The 24,128-nt window shown below is 54.7% G+C and carries 21 protein-coding genes; 8 read left to right on the top strand and 13 right to left on the bottom strand.

Going from position 1 to position 24,128, the window contains the following annotated elements; translation table 11 throughout:
• Nucleotides 1-73: 73 nt before the first annotated feature.
• From PW844_RS16430 to PW844_RS16415, 4 genes are all read right to left on the bottom strand, one after another.
• A complete protein-coding gene (locus tag PW844_RS16430; RefSeq protein WP_299453926.1) occupies nt 74-943 on the bottom strand; it encodes a transporter substrate-binding domain-containing protein in 870 nt (289 codons plus the stop codon).
• Between the two features lie 378 nt (nt 944-1,321).
• Entirely contained in the window at nt 1,322-5,215 is a 3,894-nt protein-coding gene (locus tag PW844_RS16425) for an AIDA repeat-containing protein (RefSeq protein ID WP_299453923.1), read from the bottom strand.
• 70 nt (nt 5,216-5,285) lie between these two features.
• Complete coding sequence (locus tag PW844_RS16420) at nt 5,286-6,518, bottom strand: autotransporter strand-loop-strand O-heptosyltransferase (RefSeq protein WP_299453921.1); 1,233 nt, start codon at nt 6,516-6,518, stop codon at nt 5,286-5,288.
• A gap of 210 nt (nt 6,519-6,728) precedes the next feature.
• Complete coding sequence (locus tag PW844_RS16415; RefSeq protein ID WP_299453918.1) at nt 6,729-7,493, bottom strand: GntR family transcriptional regulator; 765 nt, start codon at nt 7,491-7,493, stop codon at nt 6,729-6,731.
• 225 nt (nt 7,494-7,718) lie between these two features.
• On the opposite strand from PW844_RS16415, the gene PW844_RS16410 reads away from it, so the two are divergent.
• Genes PW844_RS16410 through PW844_RS16400 form a run of 3 tightly spaced genes read left to right on the top strand, consistent with a single transcriptional unit; the run spans nt 7,719 to nt 10,308 of the window.
• A complete protein-coding gene (locus PW844_RS16410) occupies nt 7,719-8,504 on the top strand; it encodes an ABC transporter substrate-binding protein (RefSeq protein ID WP_299453916.1) in 786 nt (261 codons plus the stop codon).
• A 4-nt stretch (nt 8,505-8,508) separates the two neighbouring features.
• Nucleotides 8,509-9,483, top strand: coding sequence for an SIS domain-containing protein (locus tag PW844_RS16405; protein WP_299453914.1), 975 nt, complete (start codon nt 8,509-8,511; stop codon nt 9,481-9,483).
• A gap of 12 nt (nt 9,484-9,495) precedes the next feature.
• Nucleotides 9,496-10,308, top strand: coding sequence for a PfkB family carbohydrate kinase (locus PW844_RS16400; protein ID WP_299453912.1), 813 nt, complete (start codon nt 9,496-9,498; stop codon nt 10,306-10,308).
• Here the strand turns inward: PW844_RS16400 and PW844_RS16395 are convergent.
• The 8 genes from PW844_RS16395 to PW844_RS16360 all read right to left on the bottom strand — a co-directional run bounded on the left by PW844_RS16395 (nt 10,273) and on the right by PW844_RS16360 (nt 15,715).
• Nucleotides 10,273-10,857, bottom strand: coding sequence for a histidine phosphatase family protein (locus PW844_RS16395; RefSeq protein WP_299453910.1), 585 nt, complete (start codon nt 10,855-10,857; stop codon nt 10,273-10,275). The two genes, PW844_RS16400 and PW844_RS16395, sit on opposite strands and share 36 nt — an antisense overlap.
• Nucleotides 10,857-11,621 carry a CbtA family protein gene (locus PW844_RS16390; RefSeq protein WP_299453908.1) on the bottom strand — a complete coding sequence of 255 codons (765 nt, stop codon included), beginning with the start codon at nt 11,619-11,621 and terminating at the stop codon, nt 10,857-10,859. The genes PW844_RS16395 and PW844_RS16390 overlap by 1 nt, the downstream gene beginning before the upstream one ends.
• A gap of 10 nt (nt 11,622-11,631) precedes the next feature.
• Nucleotides 11,632-11,841: a CbtB-domain containing protein gene (locus PW844_RS16385; protein ID WP_084879573.1), complete on the bottom strand. Its 210-nt coding sequence runs from the start codon at nt 11,839-11,841 to the stop codon at nt 11,632-11,634.
• A 34-nt stretch (nt 11,842-11,875) separates the two neighbouring features.
• Nucleotides 11,876-12,304, bottom strand: a complete 429-nt coding sequence (locus PW844_RS16380; RefSeq protein ID WP_299453904.1) for a nitrile hydratase accessory protein — start codon at nt 12,302-12,304, stop codon at nt 11,876-11,878.
• A complete protein-coding gene (gene nthB / locus PW844_RS16375) occupies nt 12,301-12,960 on the bottom strand; it encodes a nitrile hydratase subunit beta (RefSeq protein WP_084879571.1) in 660 nt (219 codons plus the stop codon). Before nthB ends, PW844_RS16380 begins: the two co-directional genes overlap by 4 nt.
• 22 nt (nt 12,961-12,982) lie before the next feature.
• A complete protein-coding gene (gene nthA / locus PW844_RS16370; protein ID WP_299453900.1) occupies nt 12,983-13,591 on the bottom strand; it encodes a nitrile hydratase subunit alpha in 609 nt (202 codons plus the stop codon).
• Nucleotides 13,592-13,754: 163 nt separating this feature from the next.
• A complete protein-coding gene (locus PW844_RS16365; RefSeq protein WP_299453898.1) occupies nt 13,755-14,621 on the bottom strand; it encodes a transporter in 867 nt (288 codons plus the stop codon).
• A gap of 47 nt (nt 14,622-14,668) precedes the next feature.
• Nucleotides 14,669-15,715, bottom strand: a complete 1,047-nt coding sequence (locus tag PW844_RS16360; protein WP_299453895.1) for a phenylacetaldoxime dehydratase family protein — start codon at nt 15,713-15,715, stop codon at nt 14,669-14,671.
• Nucleotides 15,716-16,017: 302 nt separating this feature from the next.
• Between PW844_RS16360 and PW844_RS16355 the strand changes: the two genes are divergently transcribed.
• The 3 genes from PW844_RS16355 to PW844_RS16345 all read left to right on the top strand — a co-directional run bounded on the left by PW844_RS16355 (nt 16,018) and on the right by PW844_RS16345 (nt 19,290).
• Nucleotides 16,018-17,001: a helix-turn-helix domain-containing protein gene (locus PW844_RS16355; protein WP_299453892.1), complete on the top strand. Its 984-nt coding sequence runs from the start codon at nt 16,018-16,020 to the stop codon at nt 16,999-17,001.
• 154 nt (nt 17,002-17,155) lie between these two features.
• On the top strand, nt 17,156-18,535 hold the full coding sequence (locus PW844_RS16350; RefSeq protein ID WP_299454593.1) for a diguanylate cyclase: 1,380 nt from the start codon (nt 17,156-17,158) through the stop codon (nt 18,533-18,535).
• 188 nt (nt 18,536-18,723) lie between these two features.
• Entirely contained in the window at nt 18,724-19,290 is a 567-nt protein-coding gene (locus PW844_RS16345; protein ID WP_299454590.1) for an rRNA adenine N-6-methyltransferase family protein, read from the top strand.
• A gap of 6 nt (nt 19,291-19,296) precedes the next feature.
• Here PW844_RS16345 and PW844_RS16340 read toward each other — a convergent pair whose 3' ends face one another.
• Nucleotides 19,297-20,208: a MurR/RpiR family transcriptional regulator gene (locus tag PW844_RS16340; RefSeq protein ID WP_299453889.1), complete on the bottom strand. Its 912-nt coding sequence runs from the start codon at nt 20,206-20,208 to the stop codon at nt 19,297-19,299.
• A gap of 532 nt (nt 20,209-20,740) precedes the next feature.
• On the opposite strand from PW844_RS16340, the gene PW844_RS16335 reads away from it, so the two are divergent.
• Both PW844_RS16335 and PW844_RS16330 read left to right on the top strand, forming a co-directional pair.
• Entirely contained in the window at nt 20,741-22,882 is a 2,142-nt protein-coding gene (locus PW844_RS16335; protein WP_299453887.1) for a TonB-dependent siderophore receptor, read from the top strand.
• A gap of 47 nt (nt 22,883-22,929) precedes the next feature.
• Complete coding sequence (locus tag PW844_RS16330) at nt 22,930-24,021, top strand: ABC transporter substrate-binding protein (protein WP_299453884.1); 1,092 nt, start codon at nt 22,930-22,932, stop codon at nt 24,019-24,021.
• Nucleotides 24,022-24,128: the final 107 nt, after the last annotated feature.

Below are 24,128 nucleotides of genomic sequence, written 5' to 3'. Positions count from 1 at the left end.
TCTTGCAAAACAGGCGTAATGATTACCGCACCGGAATCAGATGCGGCATTATCATCATCTATTTTTCGGCGATTTATTCTGTACTGAGTTTGATTTGTTCGATCGGTTCTAATTTATGTTCCCGCGGCATATTATAGACGGTACCCTTACCCAGCCATTTATTCCAGATGGCATCCAGTTTGCCTTCCTGCTCCATTTTTTCCAGTGCGCTGTTAACCGCCGCCAGAAATTCAGGTTCGCCTTTTCTGACGCCCAGCGCGTTGGGTTCCCAGCCAATCGGCTGATCGATGAAGGTATATTTCCCTTTCCCGGCCTGCAGATAACGGATGCCGGAGGTTTGTGCGAATGCCTGCCCGCTGATTTTCCGTTGCTGAAGTGCCAGAAATGCTGACGGGGAATCGTGATAGGTAACGACGCCGATTTTCGGGAAAGATTTGCGCAACCAATATTCAGAAGTGGACCCGGAAGTCATGCCGACACGTTTATCGTCCAAATCCGCCAGGGATTTATCGCCATCGCTGACCGGCACCAGCACTTTCAGGGGTACCTGGAAATGTGAGGAAGTGAAATCAATCTGTTTTGCCCTTTCTGCTGTGTAACCGAGTGCGGCGGAAAGGATATCAACCCGGCCAATCTGTAATTCCGGAATGCGTGCTTCCACTGACAGGGTTTTCTGCACCATTTTCACGCCGAGTTGATCGGCCAATGCCTGACAAACATCAACATCAAATCCGACAACTTTACGGGTTTTGGCATCAGTAAACCCCATTGGCTCGGTGGTGGAGAGCGTGCCGCACACCATCTCGCCGTGTGCTTTGATGTCCGCCAGTTCGTTAGCAGATGCGGTGCCACTGACTCCAGACAGTCCGAGTACGGCGCTGGCCAGCACAACGGCGCTGAGGGTTTTTCTTTGCCAGGTACAGCTGATTGCATTTTTAGCCACAGGGAGATCCTCATAGAAGCGAAACGACGCCAGACGTATGTCCAGGCCTGCTTAACCCACACTCACTCAAAACAAAGTGCATTTTCATAATGCCATTATGATTTTGATAATGCATAAAGAATGCCATCTTGTGACATTAAGGTCAGGAATATGTTTATTGGTTATTTATCAGAATGTTGTGTGATATTTTCAATGATACCTGGGCATACTGACGGGTATCTCTCAGGGAAAGGATCGCAGAAAATAGTGAGATCCAGCGCACTATTTTAGGGATGAGGATGCTCCATAACAGGGCCAGTAAGATATTCAGGCATGGCTGGCATTATTAAAGATAAAAAAAAACCGGGCAAAGATGCCCGGCTTGTTAATTAATGATGATCAGAACGACACGCCCAGTCTGACCTGTCCATAGTAGCCGCCGGATTCCGCGCCGTGCAGCGCATCAGACCAGCCCCCCTGCACACCCAGCGTCACGTTCTGACGGATGCGTGCGTCCAGACCACCGTTGATCCCAACCCCGGTACCCGACAGGTTGCTCCTGAACGATGCTTCCGATCCCGCCACACCCGGCACCGATGCCGTCACGCCGCTGTGGCCGCCGTAGCTCTGCGTTATCGATGGCGTAACCCACCAGCTCAACTTCGCCTTCGCATCCTGCGACGAGCCAACCTTCAGACCTGCACGGACCGACTGGCGATGAGTGTTGGACCAGCTGAGTGATGCTGCTTCATCCTGTGCGTCATCCACGCTAAGGCCCTGCACCGTGTACTGCAACTGCGGTTCCAGTGACAGGTTTGATCCGACGCTGAACGCCTGTCCGACTTCTGCCGAGGCCAGCCAGCCAGTGCCATCGGTTGACAACCGCGTACCGTCGTTCGAGTTGGTAGACAGGCTGTGATGACTCGCCTGCAGCACCCCGTCAACATGCAAACCTGCATGGCTGTGGCCCGACAGATACACGCCACCGGTATAAGAGGTGTCGCGATCAGTACCCGCCGCGTGGCTGCCGCCGTCACGCCAGACATCGCTGCGCATCAGGCCGGTGGCACCGTACAGCCCTGCCCGCCAGTCGGCATTGGCGCCGTCAAGCTGCCAGAGATCCCCACCCAATTGCAGGAAACTATACGCGCTGCTGCTTTCCGGCACGCTGCCGCCTGTCAGGCTGCCGCTGTCCGCATGGCGCAGATGGCCCGCCACCAGACGGCCCCAGACCCGGCTGTCCGGCGCGTAATGGAAGCGCGTATCCGCCGTGCCTGCCACCAGGCGATCGAAATCGAGTGACAGTGAAGGCAGCGCCGCATAGCTCCACATGCCATCACGGTAGTTGGTAGTACCGCTGACCGGCGTAGTGTCGCTGCTACCTTCATCCGGCGTGGTGCTACCGGTATCCGTAGCGGGCGTTTGCGTCAGCTGTGAAGTCAGGTACCAGCTCTGGTCAGCATTGCGATACAGGCTGTAGGAATACGCACCCGCCACCAGCGGCTGGTTCAGGGTAAACGCGCCGACGTCGGTCGTACCCCCGTTAATGGCCTGGATCACCGCGATACCGTTGCCAGTGGTCTGGGCACCCAGTCCACCCCGGTTCAGCACCAGCAGGCCGGTGCTACCGGTAGCCTGGCCGCCATCAATAACGACTTTATCGATCGGTGAGCTGCTGTCGCCCGCCACGGTGTAGAGGGTGATGGTGCCGCCATTCCCGACCAGGTTGGTCACAGTCAGCGTATACGGGGTAAAGGCTCCCTGCGACGGTACAAATACGATGCTGCCTGCATTCGTCAGGGTATCGACCAGTGAGTCACCGGTGATATTCCAGCTACTGCTCTGGTCAATGTTCACGTCAGTCGGATCGATGATACCGGTCAGGGTGGTGCTGTTAACCAGCGACAGCGAGGTACCGGACTGCGCGACAATGTCCGTGGTCGCCTGCAGGCCGTCCATGATCAGTGCGCCGTCATTGAGGTTAACCTGTGACTGGCTGAAAGTGCCGCCCAGCGTAAGCGTACCGGAACCGTTCTTGGTGAGCTGCCCGCTACCGCTGATGTCTGTGTTGAGCGACGCACTGGTGCTGGTGTCATAGGTGGTGACGCCGTCGTTGACGAAGCTGCTGTTTGCCAGAGTCAGCACGCCGCCATCCGCAATATTAAGTAGCCCCCCCGCCGCCACCGTAGTGTCAGTGGCGGTACCACCACTGCTGACTGACAGGAGCCCGCCATTGTTAATGATAGAACTGGAGGCTATGCCGCCGTTAAATACCGAAAGCGTACCGCCAGAGTTAACGGTGGTTGAGGTCACGGTGCCCAGTACGCTCTGCACGCCGCCTGAATTCACCGTGGTGCCAGTGGCATGGCCGGTGACGTACTCCCAACCCCCCTGGTTAATCACCGTCCCGATCGATGAGTCGCCAGATTTGACATTCAGAAAGCCGTTGTTCTCCAGCAACACGTTTTGTGCCTGACCGCCGCTGATAGAAAACGCGCCCAGTGCGTTGGTACCCGCAAGAGCGGCACCGGTACTGGTAATCAGCACCGCGCCGGATGCCAGCGTCAGACCGGTGGCGCTGGCACCATCATTGACATACAACGTTCCCCCGGAGTTGACTGTGGCATCGGAGGCAGAACCGCCGCTATTGACGTTCATGTAGCCGTTATTGGTCACGGTAGTCCAGTTCGCCGTGCCGCCGTTGTAAACATACTCCGCGCCGCCAGACGTCACCGTAGTTGAGTTGGCTGTCCCATAGATACCCTGAGCCGCGCCGCTACCTATCTGTGTACCGGTCGCCGTGCCGCTGCTGTAAACATATTGGGCACCGCCTGAATTCAGCGTGGTTGACGTCGCTTCACCAAAGACCTGTTGAGTTCCCCCCGACACCGTGGCCGCAACGGCTTCACCGCCAGCATATATCGCCTGGTAGCCACCTGAGTTCAGCACAGCTGAAGTGCTTGAAGTTCCTGAATTGACGTATTCGATACCGCCAGAATTGATCTGGGTCGCATTGGTTGAGCCGCCACTGTAGAGGAACACTCTTCCGCCATTATTAATCGTGGCGGAGGTGACACTACCCAACGTATTAATCTGTCCACCCGAATTCACCACGGTATCCATCGCCGCCCCGCCGCTGTAGACGTACTGATTACCGCCCTCAACGGTGGTTGCACTGGCGCTGCCGCCGCTCTCAACATATTGTGTGCCGCGGGAATTTACGATGGCAGAAGTGGCACTGCCATAAACTTCCTGAATCCCCCCGGAATTCAGGATAGTGCCGGCAGCCACGCCACCTGCGCTTACGTATTGCACCCCGTTCAGGTTCACCGTAGTCCCTGTCGCCGTCCCTGTTACCGTTTCCTGTCCGCCATTAAGGACAGAAGAGGAGGCTGAGCCGCCGGCAAGGATTATCTGGCTGCCATTGCTGGTTACGGTAGTACCGAGGGCCGTTCCGCCGCTGGCAACTAACGCCGCTCCTGCTGAGCCAACGGTGGTGTTTGTCGCACTGGTGCCAGACAGAACAGATAATACGCCCCCCTTCTCCAGCAGAAGATTATTTGCCACGCCACCACTGATAGAAAAGGCCCCCAGGCTGTTGATGCCGTAGATCGTGGTGCTGGTGTCGGCGGTTAATGATCCCCCTGACAGCTGAGTGATATCAGTCACCACAGCGCTAACCACTGCACTTAAGTATCCACCCGAGTTGAGCACGACGGCACTGGCTGAGCCGCCAGCAATATTCGCCCGTCCGCCTGAGTTAATCGTAATACCGGAGGCCGTTGCACCCGGATTCAGCCCGATGCTTCCTCCGCTATTCAGCGTCGTTGAGAAAACAGAGCCCCCTGAATAGACATACTGCCTCCCCCCACTGTTGACCGTTGTGCCTGAAGCCAGGCCACCACTGCTGACGTACTGGAAAGACCCGCTGTTGCTGATGGTGGTCGCTACCGCAGAACCTCCGGCATAAATCACCTGATTACCGTTATTGGTGATGGCCGTTGAGGTTGCTACAGCACCGCTACTGACATATTCATAAGCATTGTTGGTCACGGTGAGGCTGCTCGAGCTATCACCACTGTTAAGCGTTATCGAGGATCCGGCTCCCGTAAGGGTTCCGCCCCAAACCACCGCTCCTGCTGGCAGCGACGCCACACCACTCCCCAGCAGCAGGACCGCACATGCCGCTTTCTTCACCGCCAGCGGCGGACGTCCACCACTTCCGGCACGCTCTGACGCCACCACCCATGCCTGACGCGCCGCGCTCCAGACAATTCTGTAAGCTTTATTCATTGCCCTGTCTCTCTTGTTTTAGTGTTTGCAGGTGAACGCATCACCTTGTGTGTAGTTTTTATTGCGTGATTCACTGCCCATGCAGCTGTGCATGGAGCCGGTCAGTCACGCCACAGACCTGTTTTCCGGTAATCAGACGGGTGCATTCGAACTGCCGATCGGTTCCCTTGTGACGGGGGCACCAGAAAAAATCCTGGTGGTCGAAAGTTTCATGCAGGCTGTCCCAGCAGCCGCTGCAACCATGGCTGCTGAAAACCCGCCAGGGTGTGTAAAATTCGGCCCCTGGCAGGCTGAAACCGCTGATCAGCACCACCGGTATCTGCGCCGCCCAGGCGAGCCAGGACAGGCCGCTGGCGAGGCCGATAAAAAAGCTGGCGTGCCGAAGCAGGTCTACCCGTTTCTGCAAAGGCAGATTGCCGGTGAAGTCTTCAGCGCCGTAAGGGATGTGGTTCCAGACAAAACCGCGCCCGGTACGGGCCTCACGGTCGATACACAGCACCCGGTAGCCGAGCGCCTTCAGATGTGCCACCACCTCCGCCCAGCCGTGTCCGTTATTCCAGAACTTGGCCTGGGAAGTAGACTGAACAGCGATGCAGACGTATGGCTCGGTAATGGTGCGCGCGGCGCTCAGGTTGAGGCGTGGAGCCTCCTCCCGTGGGTCAACGCCGAGGATGTGTCCGGCAATGCGGTGAAAACCTGTCTGGCGGAAGTCGATTGGCTGGTGCGTATCGTTGCCGCCGAAAAACAGGCCGATGCGATAAGTAGCATACGGGGCGCGCTGCACCACAGCGTCCGGCGCGGAGAAGCGAATGTGCGGATACTGCCCTTCCAGCAGGCTGATGATGTTCGGTGCCATCGCACACTCAAGCCGGCAACCGTGCAGCAGGCGGAAACGTTCCGCGTAGTGGAACCAGCCAAGCAGATCGCCCAGCGTGCCGGTGGGGAAGGAAATCAGCACCTCCCGGTCCTTCAGGGACAGGGTTTCATCCAGCAGCGGAGCCACTTCATCGCCACGCCAGACCTGAATGCGGAAACGGACAAAATACTTTTTGGCAGATGTAACCCAGCCAGCACCGGACTCACAGCTGAACAGGACGTTGCCTGAGTCATCGTCCAGTAAGGCAACGCGCCAGCGCCCTGCGGGCAACAGTATCCTGGCCCCATCATTAAAGTCGTAGAAGATGCCTGCTGGCCCCTTAATGGAGGGACGGTCTGGCGGAAGAACGAATGGATAAGCGACGGGCGCTGCGGTATGAACTGGCGCAGACGCAGTAATATCAACAGCCGGGATAATTTCAGTCATGGCAGGCCCCCGCTGTGTTTAACCTGCAACCAGCGAACCTGCCACTCTGACGGGTAAGTCATTCCTCTCACACGCACTCCACGATGCCCTTAAAATAAGAACATTCTTAATTTAGCGACGACATGGAGGGGTTATCGGAGGGATTGGGCGTTTCAGTAGAGGTGTTAAGTAAAAATAGTTTAAGCCGCTCCTGACGCGGCTTTACTCAATTTATGGCGCGGTCACATCCACTGCATTCAATCCGCCATTGATGCGGAAAGCGACCCGTTGCGGATGGTTTACTGAAACCAGATATTCAATCGGCTGACGCTGGTTGTCATAAATCACACCCCGGTACACCAGCGCCGGGCTTTCTGGTTTCGCCTGCAACAACAGATGGTCCTCTTCACTCATTGCGGCAGCACGGAGGGTCCCTTCATCATAAACATCATGAATAGCGTAACGTTCCGCCAGCAGACGATAGAGGGAGCCTTCTTTTTCTAACATCTCTGCGCTTAAATCCGCGACACGCGCTCGCGGTAAGTAACTGGTTTCAATACAGAAGGGATGACCATCGGCCAGACGCAGGCGTTTGATCATCACTAAATCATCCCCTTCTGCAATCTGCAACAACCGTGCAATGCGCGCGCTGGCCGGAGAAATGTGAAAGAAGATCAACTGGCTGCTGGGCACTGCACCATTGAGTTCGAGAATTTTACTGATCCCCAGTGCCGGTTGCAGCGGACGTTCAATGGCGGTATCGACCAGCCAGGTCCCCTGATTCCCGCGCCGTTCCAGCACATCTTCATCAATTAATTCTGCGAGTAGCTTGCGCACCGTCATCCGGCTAATCCCCAGCATCTCGCTCAACTCGCGTTCTGCCGGGATCTGATCACCGCTGTTGAAATCGGGTGAATTTAGTATTTCGAGTAAGCGTTTGCGCGCATCAAGATAACTTCTGCGCGGCCTTCTGGTCTGCTTTTCTGGACTGTTCATGGTCTGTTTTGTTCTGGTGTCAGTAAAAAGAATTTAAAAACCAATCATTTGATTTAGAAAATAAAAATGATTGATAAGCTTGTAATTTGATAAATAATCATAACATACCACGATAATTTTTTTACGCCTTTGCGGCGAATTGTTGTTGCTATATACATCAAATTGCGTGTAAATCAATCTATATGGTCTGTTTTTAGGTATAAATACAACACCAGGGAAACAATAATGAAAATAAAAAAAACCATCTCCGTAATAGCCGCAACAATAACCTTATTTGGTTGTGTCCACACGGCGATGGCCGCAGATCCACTGCGTTTAGGCATCGACCCCACTTTCCCGCCATTTGAATCGAAAAATGCCAGTGGTCAACTTGTCGGTTTCGATATTGACCTTGGTAATGCGATTTGCGCGGAAATGAAGGTGCAATGCTCGTGGGTGCAGAACAGCTTTGATGGGCTGATTCCGGCACTACAGGCAAAAAAATTTGATGCCATCCTTTCTTCTCTTTCGATCACCGACGAACGCAAAAAAGCCATCGCTTTCAGCGACAAACTGTTCAACACCCCTGCCTTCCTGATTACCGCCAAAGGCAGTTCGCTGACCCCCACGGCACAGTCGCTGAAGGGCAAACGTATCGGGGTGCAGCAGGGTTCGGTATTTGAAAACTACGCCAACAAATACTGGCGCAACGCCGGTGTGGAAGTGATCGCCTATCCGGATGCGGAATCGGTGTATGCCGATCTGACCAACGGTCGCCTCGATGGCACCCTCGACGATGCCGTGGTGGTCACCGAAGCCCTGCTCAGTAAACCTCAGGGTAAAAACTTCGCGCTAGTGCAACCACAGGTGAAGGATGACGAGATCTTCGGACCCGGCACCGGTATCGGCCTGCGCCAGAGTGACACCGCATTACAGGCTCGTTTCAACCAGGCCATCGCCACCATTCGCGCCAATGGCACCTACGACCGCTTAGCTAAAAAATACTTTGATTTCAATATTTACGGTGATTAATTACATGCAGACCCAATCGATTATTTCCTCCCTGATGAGCGGCCATTTTCAGCATATACCGGTGCGTCAGGTGTTCCTTGTGGCCTGCGGGGGTTCGCTGGTAGATATGTACCCGGCGCATTATTTCCTGAATGAGCAAGGTGAAAACCTGCGCTCGTGGATGATGACAGCCAATGAATTTGTCTATGCCACCCCTCACGCATTAGGTGAGTCGTCAATCGTTATCGTCTGTTCACATGGCGGCAATACGCCGGAATCGGTCGCTGCCGCCCAGCTGGCGAAAACGCGCGGAGCCGCCACCATCACCCTGACGCACAATGCCGAAGCGCAACTGCTGCAATGGGCCGACCATAACCTGCTGTATAAATGGGGTGATGACACGCTGGTTACTGAAAACCCGATGGCGTTGATCCTCAGCCTGTGCGTTGATGTGCTGCGTCAGGTGGAAGACTACGCCGGATGGCATGATTTCCAACAGAGCTTTGGTCAGATCGATCAGGTGATTCGCCGGGCCCGCACCCAGGTCGCCGCCCGCTGCGCCGACTTCGCGCAACAATATCAGCATGAATCGCTGTTTTATGTGCTCTCCAGTGGCGCCTCATACGGACACGCCTATGGTTTTGCTATTTGTTCCCTGATGGAAATGCAGCGTCTCGATGCCGCTTCGATTCACAGCGGGGAATTCTTTCATGGTCCGTTTGAAGTCACCGATAATCACGCTCCCTTTATTCTGTTGATGAATGAAGGCCGCACCCGTGGTTTAGATCAGCGTGTGCTGGGATTCCTCAATCGTTACAACGACAAAACCGTGGTGGTGGATGCCCGCGAGCTGGGTCTGGATACCCTGCCGGTGTCAGTGGTTGACTACTTTAACCCGGTGCTGTTTTACAGCATCATGTGCGACTATCGTGCGGCACTGGCTGATATTCGCCAGCATCCGCTCTCAACCCGTCGCTATATGGGCGTAGTGGAATACTAAGGACAGCGGGCAATGAAAGTGATTGGCGTAGGCGACAACGTTGTCGATAAATATGAGCACCGCCGCGTGCGCTATCCGGGGGGCAACGCACTCAATTTCAGCGTGTATGCCGCAATGCTGGATGCCTCTGCTGCTTATCTGGGTATCTTCGGCAACGATGCGGCGGCAGACCATGTGATGCGGACGCTGGCAAAACGCGGTATTGATACACGTTATTGCCGGACGGTTGAGGGTGAAAATGGTTATGCGCGCCTGACCATCGAGCAAGGGGAACGGGTGTTTCTCGATTCTAACCTCGGCGGCGTTCGCCAGACGGAATCGATGGATTTCGTGCTGCAACATCGCGCCTGGCTGGCGGATTTCGCGCTGATCCACACCAGTAGCTACAGCTATATCGACGCGCAATTGCCTGAGCTGGCAAAGCTTCCCGGCTGGCTGACCTATGATTTTTCCGATGACTTCGTCATTGAGCAGGCATTGCCATTATGTCGCTGGCTCGACGCGGCCTTTTTCTCCTGTGCCGGATGGTCTCTGACAGCCACGCGCGACCTGCTGATGCAGGCGGTGCAGGCCGGTAGCCGCTATGCCGTCGCCACGCGGGGTGCAGAGGGGGCCATACTGTTCGACGGAGAAAACTGGTATCAGCAGCAACCAGAAGCAGTCACCCCGGTGGATACCTTAGGGGCCGGTGATGCCTTTATCACCGCCTTTCTGCTGAGCCTGCACGCTCAGGGAAATATCCCGGCAGCGTTACAGGCCGGGGCGCATTTCGCAGCGAAAATTTGCCTGTTAGAGGGAGCCTTCGGCGAAGGCGAGCCTTACTGAATTAATGCTGGTGAGATGCCAGCGTTTGCCATCGCCCCGCAGGGTCGTGATACTTAGCGGGGCGATATCAATCAACTGAAAAGCACTGGCCGGTGCCCCCAGTAAACCAATAACCATTGCCCGAATCACCACAGCTGACACGATGGCGCACTGCGGTTGACGATCGGCAATGCTACCAGACAACCATGCGCCGGTGCGCGCGACCAGTTGCGCCATCCCTTCCCCACCCGGTGCAGCCTCGCCTGCCAGCCAGCGCTGAAAATCCTCACTATGCTGCATGATCACTGCTTTGATCGGCATCCCCGCCCAAAGCCCATAGGCCGGTTCGGCCAGTGCCTGCACGCTCCGCCCCGCTAACCCCAGCGCCAGTGCCGTTTGCTGCGCCGCTAATTCCGGTGCCAGCCATATCTGGCTACCCGGTGCGATGCCTCCCTGCATCTGTTGCGCGGCCAGGCGGGAAGTTTCGCTCAGCGCATCATCAGCGGGAAAACGTGAGTGGCGATTTGCCAGGGTTTCCCCCTGGCAAATCAGTTGCAGAACAGCGACCATCAATATCCTGCCGTCGCGTAGCGGTGACGGGGATTCTGCACGGTCTTTTCGGCAAACAGGCCAAACAGCAGCCCGGTGGCGCACCACAGGGTCAGCTGCGTGCCGAATGAACTCAGACGGAAACGCCAGAGCACATCGGCAGAGAAGCCATGCGGGACCTCATTTATCGCTGGCATCAGCAGGCAGGCCACGATCAGCATCGCCAGCCCGGCCAACAGGCCCCACAACGCCGCATTCCAGCTTCCCAGCCGCGCCCGCAGCTGATGCGCGCTCCAGGCAGCGGTGACCACAATCACGGCGGAGACCAGCAGCATCACGAAGTAGAGCATCGTTCGGTAGCCAATGGTCGATGCATCACCCACCGCCGGTGGATTAGGCGGATATTTAAGCCCCGGCATCAGGCTCATGATCAGAAATCCCCCCAGTGCCAGCGCCAGAGCCAGTGCTCTCGCCCCGGCCGGACCGGTACGCTGCCAGCATAATGACCAGACCAGTGCCAGCGCACCGCCCATCGCCGCACTAAACAGGATCATCCCGCTCAGCAGACCTGCGCCGGACTGCGTACCGCGACTGAAAACTTCGCCATCGGCATCATGATCATGGTGATGCTCACTCCCGGCGCTACTGTGCTGTGCGGCGAGGGTTTCTTCGAATGAAATCGCCCGATCAACCTGCGGTTCACCAAAGAAATGGGCAAAACTGAAGGCGATGATGCCAGCGAGGATCCCTGCCATCATCCCGTTTAACAGAAGTTTTCCGGTCATGGTGATGTCCTTAGTGGCAGGGGAAACCCAGCAGATGCCGCGCATCATGAAAATATTCATGGATCTGATTGCCGGAGAACACCGCAGTGGCCCCCTGCTCAGCACCAATAAAATACACCGCCAGCAGCACCATCAGCGTGATAAAAGCCGCCCAGGGTAATACGCTATTGAACGGGATCGGAGCCTGACCTGCATGAATATCATTAACGGTACGTTCCATTTTTCTTCCTCATATCTGGCTGATAATAATCAATTCAGGGATTGGCGCGCGCCACTGCCGGGCTGACCGCCACCGGGACGCGCAGCACCGGGTGGTGATGGTCATGGTCATGCGCGGGCGGGCAGACAGCGCTGGATAGCGTCACCGGCATACCATGCGGAGTATTGAGATACGCCTGCCGCCATTCATCGGTGCGGCGGGCAATATCGGCCTGCCCGGTCAATTGCAGCAACAGCAGCATGTGCTCGGTGGCGGCGACCCACTGACGGTAATAAGCATCATTAACGCTTTCATGTTCCTGTATTGGGTGCGCTTTGATTTCGGTGCTGAAAACATCCACCCACTCTTTCCAGCTGAACTTGCCGGCCTGATGCAGACAAACGATCAGGGAAAACACCTGTGCCTGCCATGGATGCTCAAACGGCGCGTTTTCCGCATCATGGTCCGTAAAGGATGTACTCATAACGCCTCCAGATAGTCGTCCCACAGATCGATACGCACCGTGTCTTTCGACGGCGCGTTATCACCCCACAACTCGGTGGCGGCAAAGCTGACGCTGTACACGTGCTGCGGATGTTCACCCAAGCCGTGAGCAACGGTGTCCGGGGTAACAAAGACACCGTGATCAATCACGATGGTGCCGATTTTGTCGCGCACATAGCGTGGCAGGCGGGTATGTCCGCCGGGATTGATGTTTTTCGCCCGGACGCGATCACCCACCCGGAAGCTGGCGGGTACATCAACATCAACGCGCGCCGAGGCACCGGTGGTGACCACCGCCTGTACCATTTCCTGGCGCAACACCGGTGTTTCCGCCGATGCGATAACGGGCTTGACCGCCCCAGACAGCTCATCAAGGGTGATCACCCCCTTCTCCAGCAGCAGCGTTTCGAAAGCGTGCATCCAGTGTTCGTAATAACTTTCTTCGAGATAGTGCGCCGGATTCATGCGCTCAATCGCATGGCGGAACATATCCACATTGAAGTGACCACCGACAAACAGCGAGGCAAAAAAGGAAAAGGCGCGTCGCTCCCATTCATGATGAAAAGGAGGTTCGTTTTCTTCGGTAACAACAGCACCCATACCGTGCATACCGCCCAGATCATGTATCCCGTTCATAGCGTCTCCTGAAAAGAAGGGTTTAGTTACCCGGTTGCAGCGCCACGCCCGTGCCGATCATGGCATCGCGCGTGACCAGTGAGGCGAGCTGTGCTTCACTCCAGCCCTCGGTTCCGGCCGGTCTTTCCGGCAGTACCAGATAACGCAGCTCGGCGCTGCTATCCCAGACGCGGATTTCCCGATCTTCACTGATGTGCAGGCCAAACTCAGCCAGCACACTTCTCGGCTCAATCACGATGCGCGAGCGATAAGGTGCGGATTTGTACCAGGCAGGCGGCAGTCCCAGCGTCGGCCACGGGTAGCAGGAGCACAGGGTGCAGACCGTGACGTTATGAACATCGGCGGTATTCTCCACCACCATCATGTCTTCCCCCTGCACCCCGGAAAAACCCAACTCAGCAATGGCCTCGGTGCCTTGCGCCAGCAGACGGGCCTTGTAATCCGGGTCGCTCCAGGCTTTCGCCACCACCAGCGCGCCATTGCGGGGTCCAATGCGGTGTTCGTAGGTGTCAATAAGTTCATCCAGCGCGACGGGATCAATCAGCCCCTTTTCCGTCAGCAGCGACTCGAGTGCTTTCACGCGTAGCGCAATTTCCGCAGGCGGCTCGGTGTGGTCGTGATCATGTTCCATGGTGTTTCTCCGGGAAAGTAAAGGTGAGTACTGTGATGACATCTGCTTCCAGTCACTGCTCGCTTCAAACGCAGCAGAGGGCTGATTACTGACCTGAACATAACGCGACTGCACAACACCTACCTGGTTGAGAAGGACAGTCACCTGGTCAGGAAGGACAGCATCAGAAAACGCGGGCATAACGCAGGTTCAGGCGGAAATCCTCTTCCGCGCCATTTTCCACGCGCAGGTCCCGACCCAGCTGAATCTGGAACTGATCGCGCGGGGTGACAAATTTGGTGGCGGTGATGCGTACATTGGTGGTCTGCGCCGGGTTGTCCTGTTTCTCACCGTCAACGGTGGTTGCACCGCCCCAGGTCTGACCGAACCCCAGACCGAGCGCCAGCGTCGGATCAGGCATATAACGCCCCATAACCTGCGCTGCCCAGGCGTTGTCCTGCTGCAAACGGGATGAGGCGGTTCCATAGTCGTTATTGTTGCCGTACCAGATGGCGTCACCGACCACATCCAGCGCCCATTTTTCCGTGAAGAACTTGACCCAGGCGGCCTGCAAATCCACCTTCCAGCGGTTCTCTCCCAGATTCAGGGCGTCGTTATGGTCATAGTTACCGGTGGGAACGTAGAGATAAGGGGCGAAACCAAACACATCGCCGCCTTCGCTGAGTTTCACCTTTAACGGCACGGTCAGAATTAAGTCGCCAGTGCCATTGGCGGAACCGAGCGCCGCAGCATCACCACCACCGGATATGCGGCCAAATGGCAACAGGAACTGTGGATCGAGGGTAGCGGATTCGCTGATCTGCACGGTATGCAGCAGACGCAGCATGCCGATATCGGAGGTCAGGTTGTAATCCGAGCTGACTTTGTCACCGCGCGAGTGCGCCGAACCGGTTGACGCGTGCTGGTAATAAAGCAGCCCTACCGTGGTGCCGTCGGGAAACTGACTGTAGTCGCCGGGTGCCACTTCCACGGCGAACGCAGGTAAAGAAGCCAGCAGGGTGGCAGGCAGGAAAAAGCGTAATGCGTGCATAAGGTAAACCCCAGAAAGTGATCGATGGATGAGATTTCGTCGTGTTTTCAGCGCAGTGCGTCACGCAGCATCCCGGTCTGGGGATGGCAGTTGATGTATTCAAAGGTCTGATAACGGGCGTCAGAGACCGATACTTCGTGGTAGAGCCGTAGTTTTTGTAGTCCGGTCACCACACGGAAAAAGGTGGTGAAGATACGCAGGTGGGTGGGATGGGATTCTGCCCAGCGTTCAAGCCGGTCCAGGGATCGCCAGAAGCCAATGTCGTAGGCAATATCCAGCAGGTTGCCGTCTTTATCGACGTTGCGCACAAAGCGATTGCTATAACAGCCAAGTGGCTGCCCTTCGTCGCGCAGAAAATCCATACCTGCCTGTAACGGCGGCAGCATTTCCGTGAAGTACAGCTGACGCTCCTGTTCGTCGGCCTCCACCCAGTCCTGGCCGGAGCGGATCAGCGTAATGTTGTCATGGCCCTGCACCACCACCCGACCTCCGGCAGCGGGATCGCCGGCAATCACCCGCAGTTCCCCGTCCGGTTGCAGCCAGTCATTTTGCGAGGCCGGAATGCGATCGCGCACCGATCCCCAGTAGCCGTGCTCCTGAATCTCACCGCTGAGGTTATCCATCACTGCGCCGACACCGGGCAGATCCTCTTTAAAGGCGTACAGGGTTTCGAACTGTTCGGCGCGCGGGGCAATAATCTCGCGGAAATAACCGAGGCCTTCGTGCAAACGGTCATCAGCGGACCACCATTGGTCGATTTCCGGCTGACGGATCCAGCGACAGTATGCCGCCGGATCGCGCCAGTAGCCCACCACGATAAAGTTACCGTAACCCTGGTTATCAACATGGAAGGTGATGTCATGGTTGCCCGGTCCGTTATCGAGGCTGAAGCTGGCAACGATGTGCTGCATGGCGCTGACGGCTGTTGCCCGCTGTTCTTCACGAAACTGCACGCCCAGATACGCCATCACCACCTGAGTCAGGCTGGCATCGGCCCGGCCAACGAACATCGGGAAAGGCGGTTGATAGTCGTCATGAACCCGACGGGACAAGGTGCGCGGACATTTCAGGTGTTTATCAATGGCAGATTCCATACAGACTCCCAGGTAAATAGTTTTCAGCGATGGGTTAATTCGCCATTGATACTAAGGAGATTTTTTCTGGCTTCCTGGCTTAGTCGGACAATCACCTGGCTGGAAAGGACAACCCTGCTGACGCAGGTGATGATGGAATGAAACGGTGCAGCGTTGCCCGCCAATAGTGCGGCTGCGCCGCGGCAGCGCCACTGAATAGTCAAATTATCCCGCCAATTCATATCGCCAGCGTCATGGCGTAAAAATTGCTTTCAGTTTGAAACCATCAATCCTGATGCGCAGTTTTCATATGAGGTGTCGCTGTGAAGAGTCATTCCACATCCAGGGATATCCGCTATTCCACCGAACATGTTGCCGTGCCTCAGCGCTTTGAATACTGGAATGATGTCATTCTGCGTCACTGCATTCCTTCAGATGGTAAGCCGCTGGCGGAGGGTCGTTTTGAGGGGGAGCTTGCGGTGCGGGAGGTCGGTCTGATCGATGTCTGCACCCTCACCTCGACGCTGCACTACTGGGAGCGTAAGTCACAGCATCTGCGCACCGGACCGGAAGACGACCTGTGGCTGGGTTATATCCAGGGTGGCTATGGTCAACTGGAACAAGGGGGACGTAAAGCCAGCCTCGCGGCGGGGAATCTGGTGCTGTACGATGCCGCGCAGACCTTTCGTTTTAGCATTGGCGGCAAAAATAACCATCTGATTCGCATCCCGCGCCATCTGCTGACCGGGAAAGTACCTGCCAGCGTGGGTTTCACCGCCACCATCCTTGATGATACCCGCCCGGGGATTATCCCGTTGCGGGAGATGATTTATCAGACGGTGCAGACGCCGGTGCTGATGGATAACCCTGATGTAGCTGGCCGCTTCTCGCAAACGCTGCTGGATCTGCTGGTGCTCAGTCTTGAGCTTCAGGATCACGCCAACGCGGCGTCTGAGCGCGATCTGTACGCCAGAATGCGCAACTACATTAGCCGAAACCTGACCAATCCTGAGCTGAGCGTAGAAAGTATGGCGCTGGCCCATCACGTCTCCGTGCGTACCGTGGCCCGGACGTTTGCCCGTAAACAGAAGACACCCGCCGCCGTCATCTGGCAGGAAAGATTACAGGCCAGCCGCGATGCACTGGAGCAGGGCCGGGTAACCAGTGTCTCTCAGGCGGCACTCGACTATGGATTCTCTGATTTTTCTCACTTTAGCCACGCGTTCCGTAAAGCCTTTGGGGTCACACCTAACTCGGTTCTGAAGCAAAGTGTGCAGGTTTTTATCCCCTCGCCGGATAAATCCTGATGTTCTGCAACGGAACCAGGGGGTTCCGTTGCGGTTATTTGTCTTAATTTTAGCTCTTATTGTCATGCTATTGTTAAAACAAAGGCACATTACACCAGGTGTGATACGATATATTTTCACCGGGATATCCAGCTAACATTTGGTTTGTTTAATGATGCAGGAAGAAATAGAACAATATATCGCAGTCATTCTGCAAGAATGGCGTCCATTACGTGCAGCACTTCCGCAAGATGTTATCGCTATTTTACGTCAGATTGCGGAAACGCAGTCCGATAATCTTGCTCACCGCTTTTATGAAACATTGCTCAAAGATCCGGCTATTTCCAGGCATTTGTCTTATGAACTTGTTGAGGAGCGACTCAGTAGTTCACTGTCGAAATGGGTTAAGGCCATTCTGACCGAGGATGAAAGCCAATTTGAAAACCTGGCGCAGCTGCAATACCACGTCGGTGGCGTACATGCCCGTATTGGTATTCCGGTTGAATTTGTTCAGCGCGGTGCCCGGCAGCTAAAATACGGTATTTTTGCTTATGTTGCCCAGCATGATATACCGTATCCCCTCAGTTTACAGGTGATGCACTATGCTGCGATGGCAATTGATATTGCCATCGAAATGATGAGCCATGCCTATGCGATGTCCCATTATCGGGCCACGCGTAATGAAGAAGCTTATCGTATGCATGTACTGATGAATAATGCCTGGCAGGAACAGGGCAAACAGCAATCTGCCCTTTCCAGCTGGGAAAACTCGGTTATCTATAATCTGGTGAGTGGCGTATCGCAAACGGAACAACTGCTGAATATTTCCGAATCTAACTTTGGCCTGTGGTTCCGCCATAAATGCGTGCGCCAGTTTGGTGAAAACCCCCAGATTCAACAGATGCGCCAGCTGATGGCGAAGATTGATGCAACCATGGCGGGCATTGATTTAACCACGGCCATACCGGTAGAAAAATTGCAGGAACTGTTGCGTGTTATCCACGCTAACTGTCAGAAAATTAATACCTATATGGAGATGTTATTTAACGACGTCTCTCATATGCAGGATGGTAAAGATGCGCTGACTAATTTACTCAATAAACGTTACCTGCCGATTATTTTAAAACATGAAGTCAGCCTGGCAATGGAAAACCGTTTGCCGTTAAGTGTCGCTATCATTGACGTGGACTTCTTTAAAAAGGTGAATGATGAATGGGGACATTCGGTTGGTGATCGCGCGTTAACACATATCGCTAACCTGTTGAGTGATAATATTCGTGCTAGCGACTATTTATTCCGCTATGGCGGTGAAGAGTTTTTGATTGTTCTGGTTGAGGCTGGTCAGTCGGAAACCTATACGTTATTAGAACGGATTCGTCGCATTGTCAACAATACGCCTTTTGAAACCGTGTCCGGAAAAACAATCACTCTCACGGTCAGTATTGGTTATACATTACATAGCGGTCACCCGGATTATAATTTATTACTGAATAAGGCCGATACTGCGTTATATGAAGCCAAACGCGGTGGCAGAAACCGTATTGTTCAGCAATAAACTTGCGTATTTGCACACATTCGTAGCGGCGCGATTTATCGCGCTGTTACAAATAGCGCTGTTATGATTGCCGCAACATGACAATTTCGTCATCCTGGCCGGATTCACTCTTAAAACTGGCCCCTTTAAGTTTTCCTTAAGAAATGCATGGCTAAACTCCAGTGATACACCTGGAGGTGATAACCGTGATATTAACCACTTTTTCATTGCTCAAAGAAAAGACCCGTTATATGCAGGCGTTTATTGCTAACCCCCGCGCCTTTGGCTCAATTGCTCCCTCTTCACCCTCCCTTTGTCGCAGAATGTCAGATGCGGTGGATTGGGAGCAGGCGCATCATGTCGCAGAGCTGGGTGCCGGGGACGGCGTTCTGACGCGCCATTTATTAAACCGTATGCACTCCAGCGCCACTCTGTCAGCTTATGAAATCAATCCCCGGCTGGCGTTGAAACTCTCCTCGCTAAACGATAACCGCCTGACCGTGTTCACGGATTCTGCAGAACAGGTCGAACAGGGATGCGATGCCATTTTTTCCTGTTTACCCTTATTGTCGTTGCCGGAACCGCTGCGCCATCGCATCCTGCAACGTGTGGTCGCCTCGCTGAATCCCGGCGGCGTATTTATTCAGTTCCAGTACACCTCGCTGTCAGAACCGTTGCTTTCCGGCTACTTCCACTGGACGCGCACCAGAGTGATGCGCAACCTGCCCCCGGCGTTGGTCTATCGCTGCCAGAGCGTTGGTGTCTGCGCTGCCTGAGGCCATTTATGACGACTTGTTCTTACGCGCACCAGGACGAGTCAGCGCATTGCTGATCTCATACAGCTTGCTCATGCTGGTCATGGTGGCAACCGGTGCTGCGGCGGCCAGCCCCAGCACCAGGATTTCCAGGCAGATCATCGGCGTGGCATGTACTGGCATTTTGTCAGCCGAACGACTGCGCGGAATCTCAATCATCACATCGGCATGCTGCGCGAAAATGCTGTCGGGCGTGGCGGTTAGCAGCACAATTTTCATCCCCAGCCGCTGAGCTTCTGCCAGAGTCACCAGCCCTTCCGGGTGCGCACTGCTCTGCACCAGCATAATCAGCACATCCGCGTGGCGCATATCAGCGATCTGTTCACTCAGCGAAATGCCGGTGCGGTTAAGCACATACGAAGGGGTGCCATTGCGTTTGAACAGCCGCGCGGTGTAATCCGCCAGGATGGCGGATGCGCCAATACCGAAAATCGCCACCCGCTCCGCCTGCTGCAACAGCCCGATGGCCTGCTGAATGGCCTGACGATTGTCCGGTGCCGCCAGCATCTCGCAACTGATGCGATAACTGTCGAGCACGAAATCGATGCTGCCCCGCGCATCCTGTGAGAGTTCATTGACGGTCACCGCCACTCGCGCCGGTGAACGGCGGGTGACCCCCAGATATTCGGCAATCACAATCTTCAGATCCCGGAAGCCAGAAAAACCCAGCGCCTGGATGGCGCGGATCACCGTGGCGTCAGAAGTCTGGGTATCAATCGCAATCTCCAGCGCGGTTTTATCCAGCACGGCACTGCGATGCTGGTGAATGTGCTGTGCGACTTTTAACAGCCGGGGAGTTAACAGATGCTTATTGGCGTGGAAGCGTTCGCCATAGAGATCATAGGGTTTTTTACTGATTTTGGGATTGGACTCAGTCACCGGAGTTAAACACCTTATAAATTATGCAGTTAATCAGCCTTTTCTCATTTATTGTCACGTTTTCAGGCTAACTTTCGGGCCGTTTTGCTTAATAGTAAAGCCTGAACAGGCTCGCTAAGTAAAGAATGGTCGATGGTTATTTAGTCAGCCATAGCGTCGCATTCGCTCATTATTCTTCTGAATATTAAGAATACCTTAATTTATGACTTAATAAGTTCAACGCAATAATCCATCAAAAGTGTCGTTGCTAATCCCTTCCTGGCAGAGAAATGTAGTCTAATGAGGGTAAATATTATGACGCTACATCAACTACTACATTTACAACATATCATAATGATTTTAAATCATATTATTCACTACATTATATTTTCCATTATCAGGAAATAATGTTTTCTCCTGCGTGAAAATCTCCATTTTTTATTTAGGTGAATGATTTATTTTCCCTGAAATAACAAGAAATGGTTGTAAATGAAAATCAATCTCATTAGTATCCAGCTTTCAAAATAATTCTCTTTGATGCGGATTTAGTTAAATGAAGTATCTTTCTTTCTTTTCACCAGCGGTAAAATATACGCTCTCTGGGTCACAGGTCTTACTGGCATCAACGCTTCTCTATGGTCATTCTGCCGCAGCCGCAGAAACCACTCAGGATCAAACCCTGACAGTGACAGCCGATCAGTCTTCTACCAGCAACACCGGCAGTTATAACCAGGATGATGCGGCGGCAACGCTCAGAACCAATACGCCGCGTAATGAAACGCCACAGTCGATCAGCGTGGTGACACCCCAGGTAATGAAGGATTACCAGGTCACCAGCCTGAACGATGCCGTGAAGTTTGTCAGTGGCGTGACCCAGGGCAACACGCTGGGCGGCACCGAGGATGGCTTCGTGAAGCGTGGATTCGGTTCCAACACCGACGGCTCGATCTTTATCGACGGCGTGCGCAGCAACCAGGGACTGACCATGGACTCCAGCATCGACCATGTGGAAGTGCTGAAGGGTTCTTCCTCCCTGCTGTACGGCATCCTTAACCCAGGCGGCATCATCAACCTGGTGAGTAAAAAGCCGCAGTATGAGTGGAACACCCATATCAGCGGCGAGTCCAGCAGCTATGGCGGCGGCACCGGCATGGTGGATATCACCGGCCCGCTGGGTAATGGCTTTGCCTTCCGCATGGTGGCGGAACGCCAGCGCGAAGATTACTGGCGCAATTTCGGCGTGAATGAACACACCCTGCTGGCCCCTTCACTGAGCTGGTATGGCGAGCGTGCCACCTTCAACATCAGTTACGTCGAGTACAAATACGATGTGCCTTACGATCGCGGTACCGCCTTTATCAACGGTAAACCGGTCGATATTCCTTACAACCGTCGCCTCGATGACAGTGCCAACCATGCGTGGGGCAAAAACAAACGTCTCAACGTCAGCTATGGCTACAACCTCGATGATACGTGGGACACCCACCTGAACTATGGCTGGATGCAGCGCCGTTACGACAGTAACGAAGTGCGCGCCACAGCGATTAATACCACCACCGGCATTGTGTCACGCCGTGCGGATGCCAACCGTGGCTTCAACCACCAGACCGAGTACGTTTCCTGGGATATCAGCGGCTCACCGGTGATCGCCGGGATGCAGCATGACCTGCTGCTGGGCGTTGATTATGAGCAAAATGAAACCTACAAGGCACGTTCTTATCGCGGTACCGTTTCCCGTACTTTTAACATGTACGATCCGGTGTATGGTGAGGAGCCGGTACTCAGCGACAGCACTTACAATGACGCGCTGAGTAATCTGCGTACCAACCTGTACAGTCGTTCGCTGTTTGCCAAAGACAACATCCATCTGACGGATAAGTGGATCGCGGTACTGGGTGGACGCTTCCAGCGTTATACGCAAACCTCCAGCAACGGTTTTATCAACCCGGAAACCACCCTGAACGATCGCGGCAACGCCTTCCTGCCGCAGCTGGGCGTGGTGTATAAAGTGTTGCCGGATGTCTCGCTGTACGGCAGCTACAGCAAGTCCTTCACCCCGTCCACACAGACCGACGATAACGGTGATGTCGCCTCCACCGAGAAAGGCACCACCTGGGAAGTGGGTTCGAAATGGCAGGTCGCACCGAATCTGGCCGCCACGCTGGCGCTGTACCGTATTGATGAAAGCGATATGTCGATCTTTATCAACGGTGTGACGCGCAACATTCCCAAGGCCCGCTCGACCGGGGCGGAACTGGAAGTTAACGGTGAAATCGCACCGGACTGGAATCTGATTGCCAACTACAGCTACGACAAGACGGAAATCGTCGAAGATAACGTTAACCCGGATAACGTGGGCAACCGTCTGGTCAACGCCCCCACCAATATGGGCAGCCTGTATCTGAGCCATACCCTGCGCTTCTCCTGGCTGCCGGGTGAGTTGCGTGTTGGTGGTGGCGGGCGGTATGTCGGCACCCGTGCGGGCGACCCGGAAAACAGCTTTGTCATGCCTGCCTATACCGTGGCCGATGCCTTTATCGCCTGGGATAGCCAGCTGGTGGGTAAACATACCCAGCTGAAGTTGAACGTGAAAAACCTGTTTAACCGGGAATATTACGAATCCAGCGCCGGTAACCTGCGCGTGATCGAGGGTGAGCCGCGCGTGATGTACCTGCAGGCATCAGTGGATTTCTAACCTGATTCGCTCCGCCTTAACGGGCGGAGCCACAAGAGAACCTATGCATGAAACGATTTCTCGCGGCATTGTGCCTGCTGTTGCCGTTTGTGGTGCAGGCCAAAACCCTCACCGATAGCCTGCAACGTCAGGTGGAGGTGCCGGATAATCCGCAACGTATCGTGATTGGCGAGAGCCGGATGATTTATACGCTGGCACTGGTTGAAGACGGCAACCCGGCGAAGCGTGTGGTGGGCTGGCCCGCAGATCTGCGCAATCTCGACAAACAAACCTGGCAGCGCTATGTCAAAGCATTCCCGGCCATCGCCAATATCGAGCAGATCGGCAACTCCAACTTTTCCCAGCTCAATGTTGAGAAGATTATTGCCCTGCGCCCTGACCTGGTGATTTTGCCGGTCTATGCCCGCACCCCGCCTAACAACTCCCTGTTTATGCAGCAACTGGCTGCGTCAAAGATCCCGGTGCTGTTCCTCGATTTTCGCGTCGATCCGCTGGCGAATACCGTTGCCAGCCTGCGCACCCTCGGGGAAGCGCTCAATGACCAGGCGAAAAGCGAGCGTTTTATTGCCTTCTATCAGCAGCATATGCAGCTTATCCGCGATCGGCTGGCGGGCTGGAAGGGACCGCGTCCTAAAGTCATGCTGCAACTGCATCTGGGGAAAAAGGCCGAATGCTGCACCACCGTGGCTCACGGTAATCTCGCCGATCTGATTGCCTTTGCCGGAGGTGACAATATTGCCGCCGGACGCTTCCCGGCGGTGTTTGGGCAACTCAACCCTGAGGCAGTGCTGGCCGCCAACCCGGATATTTATATCGCCACCGGCTCGGCAGGCCCGGAGGATAAAGCTTTCCTGCAACTGGGACCACAGGTAAACGCAGCCAGTGCGCAGACCACCTTTATCAGGGCGCTGGCGCAGGATGGCACGGTATCGGTGCTTAACGCCGTGCAGCAGCACAAGGCGTTCGCTTTCTGGCAGAACTTTTATATGAGCCCGTGGCATCTGCTGGTAGCCGAGTTCTTTGCCAAAACCTTCCATCCGGACTTATTCCACGATTTATCCCCGGATGAAACCCTGCGTGAAATGAATCAGCAGTTCCTGCCGATTCCCGAAACCGGCACCTACTGGACCCATAATTGAGCATCCGGCGGCTACCATTTTCGCTAGCCGCCTCTTTCATCTATCCCACTGATTAGTCGCAGCAAAACCTAGTCATCAAAATTTCCTATGGCGACAAATTAAGCAAT

It is taken from the genome of Pantoea sp. (assembly GCF_028283705.1).
Taxonomy (GTDB): domain Bacteria; phylum Pseudomonadota; class Gammaproteobacteria; order Enterobacterales; family Enterobacteriaceae; genus Pantoea.
The sequence above is the reverse complement of the archived record's forward strand: the minus strand, read 5'-3'. Positions and strand labels throughout refer to the sequence as shown.

Excerpts from the sequence above, each read along its gene's own strand:
- PW844_RS16330 (WP_299453884.1), top strand. The coding sequence starts at position 22,930 with ATGAAACGATTTCTCGCGGCATTGTGCCTGCTGTTGCCGTTTGTGGTG.
- PW844_RS16365 (WP_299453898.1), bottom strand. The coding sequence starts at position 14,621 with ATGCACGCATTACGCTTTTTCCTGCCTGCCACCCTGCTGGCTTCTTTA.
- PW844_RS16400 (WP_299453912.1), top strand. The coding sequence starts at position 9,496 with ATGAAAGTGATTGGCGTAGGCGACAACGTTGTCGATAAATATGAGCAC.
- PW844_RS16350 (WP_299454593.1), top strand. The coding sequence starts at position 17,156 with ATGCAGGAAGAAATAGAACAATATATCGCAGTCATTCTGCAAGAATGG.
- PW844_RS16425 (WP_299453923.1), bottom strand. The coding sequence starts at position 5,215 with ATGAATAAAGCTTACAGAATTGTCTGGAGCGCGGCGCGTCAGGCATGG.
- PW844_RS16390 (WP_299453908.1), bottom strand. The coding sequence starts at position 11,621 with ATGACCGGAAAACTTCTGTTAAACGGGATGATGGCAGGGATCCTCGCT.
- nthB (WP_084879571.1), bottom strand. The coding sequence starts at position 12,960 with ATGAACGGGATACATGATCTGGGCGGTATGCACGGTATGGGTGCTGTT.
- nthA (WP_299453900.1), bottom strand. The coding sequence starts at position 13,591 with ATGGAACATGATCACGACCACACCGAGCCGCCTGCGGAAATTGCGCTA.
- PW844_RS16380 (WP_299453904.1), bottom strand. The coding sequence starts at position 12,304 with ATGAGTACATCCTTTACGGACCATGATGCGGAAAACGCGCCGTTTGAG.
- PW844_RS16385 (WP_084879573.1), bottom strand. The coding sequence starts at position 11,841 with ATGGAACGTACCGTTAATGATATTCATGCAGGTCAGGCTCCGATCCCG.
- PW844_RS16395 (WP_299453910.1), bottom strand. The coding sequence starts at position 10,857 with ATGGTCGCTGTTCTGCAACTGATTTGCCAGGGGGAAACCCTGGCAAAT.
- PW844_RS16415 (WP_299453918.1), bottom strand. The coding sequence starts at position 7,493 with ATGAACAGTCCAGAAAAGCAGACCAGAAGGCCGCGCAGAAGTTATCTT.
- PW844_RS16360 (WP_299453895.1), bottom strand. The coding sequence starts at position 15,715 with ATGGAATCTGCCATTGATAAACACCTGAAATGTCCGCGCACCTTGTCC.
- PW844_RS16335 (WP_299453887.1), top strand. The coding sequence starts at position 20,741 with ATGAAGTATCTTTCTTTCTTTTCACCAGCGGTAAAATATACGCTCTCT.
- PW844_RS16420 (WP_299453921.1), bottom strand. The coding sequence starts at position 6,518 with ATGACTGAAATTATCCCGGCTGTTGATATTACTGCGTCTGCGCCAGTT.
- PW844_RS16405 (WP_299453914.1), top strand. The coding sequence starts at position 8,509 with ATGCAGACCCAATCGATTATTTCCTCCCTGATGAGCGGCCATTTTCAG.
- PW844_RS16410 (WP_299453916.1), top strand. The coding sequence starts at position 7,719 with ATGAAAATAAAAAAAACCATCTCCGTAATAGCCGCAACAATAACCTTA.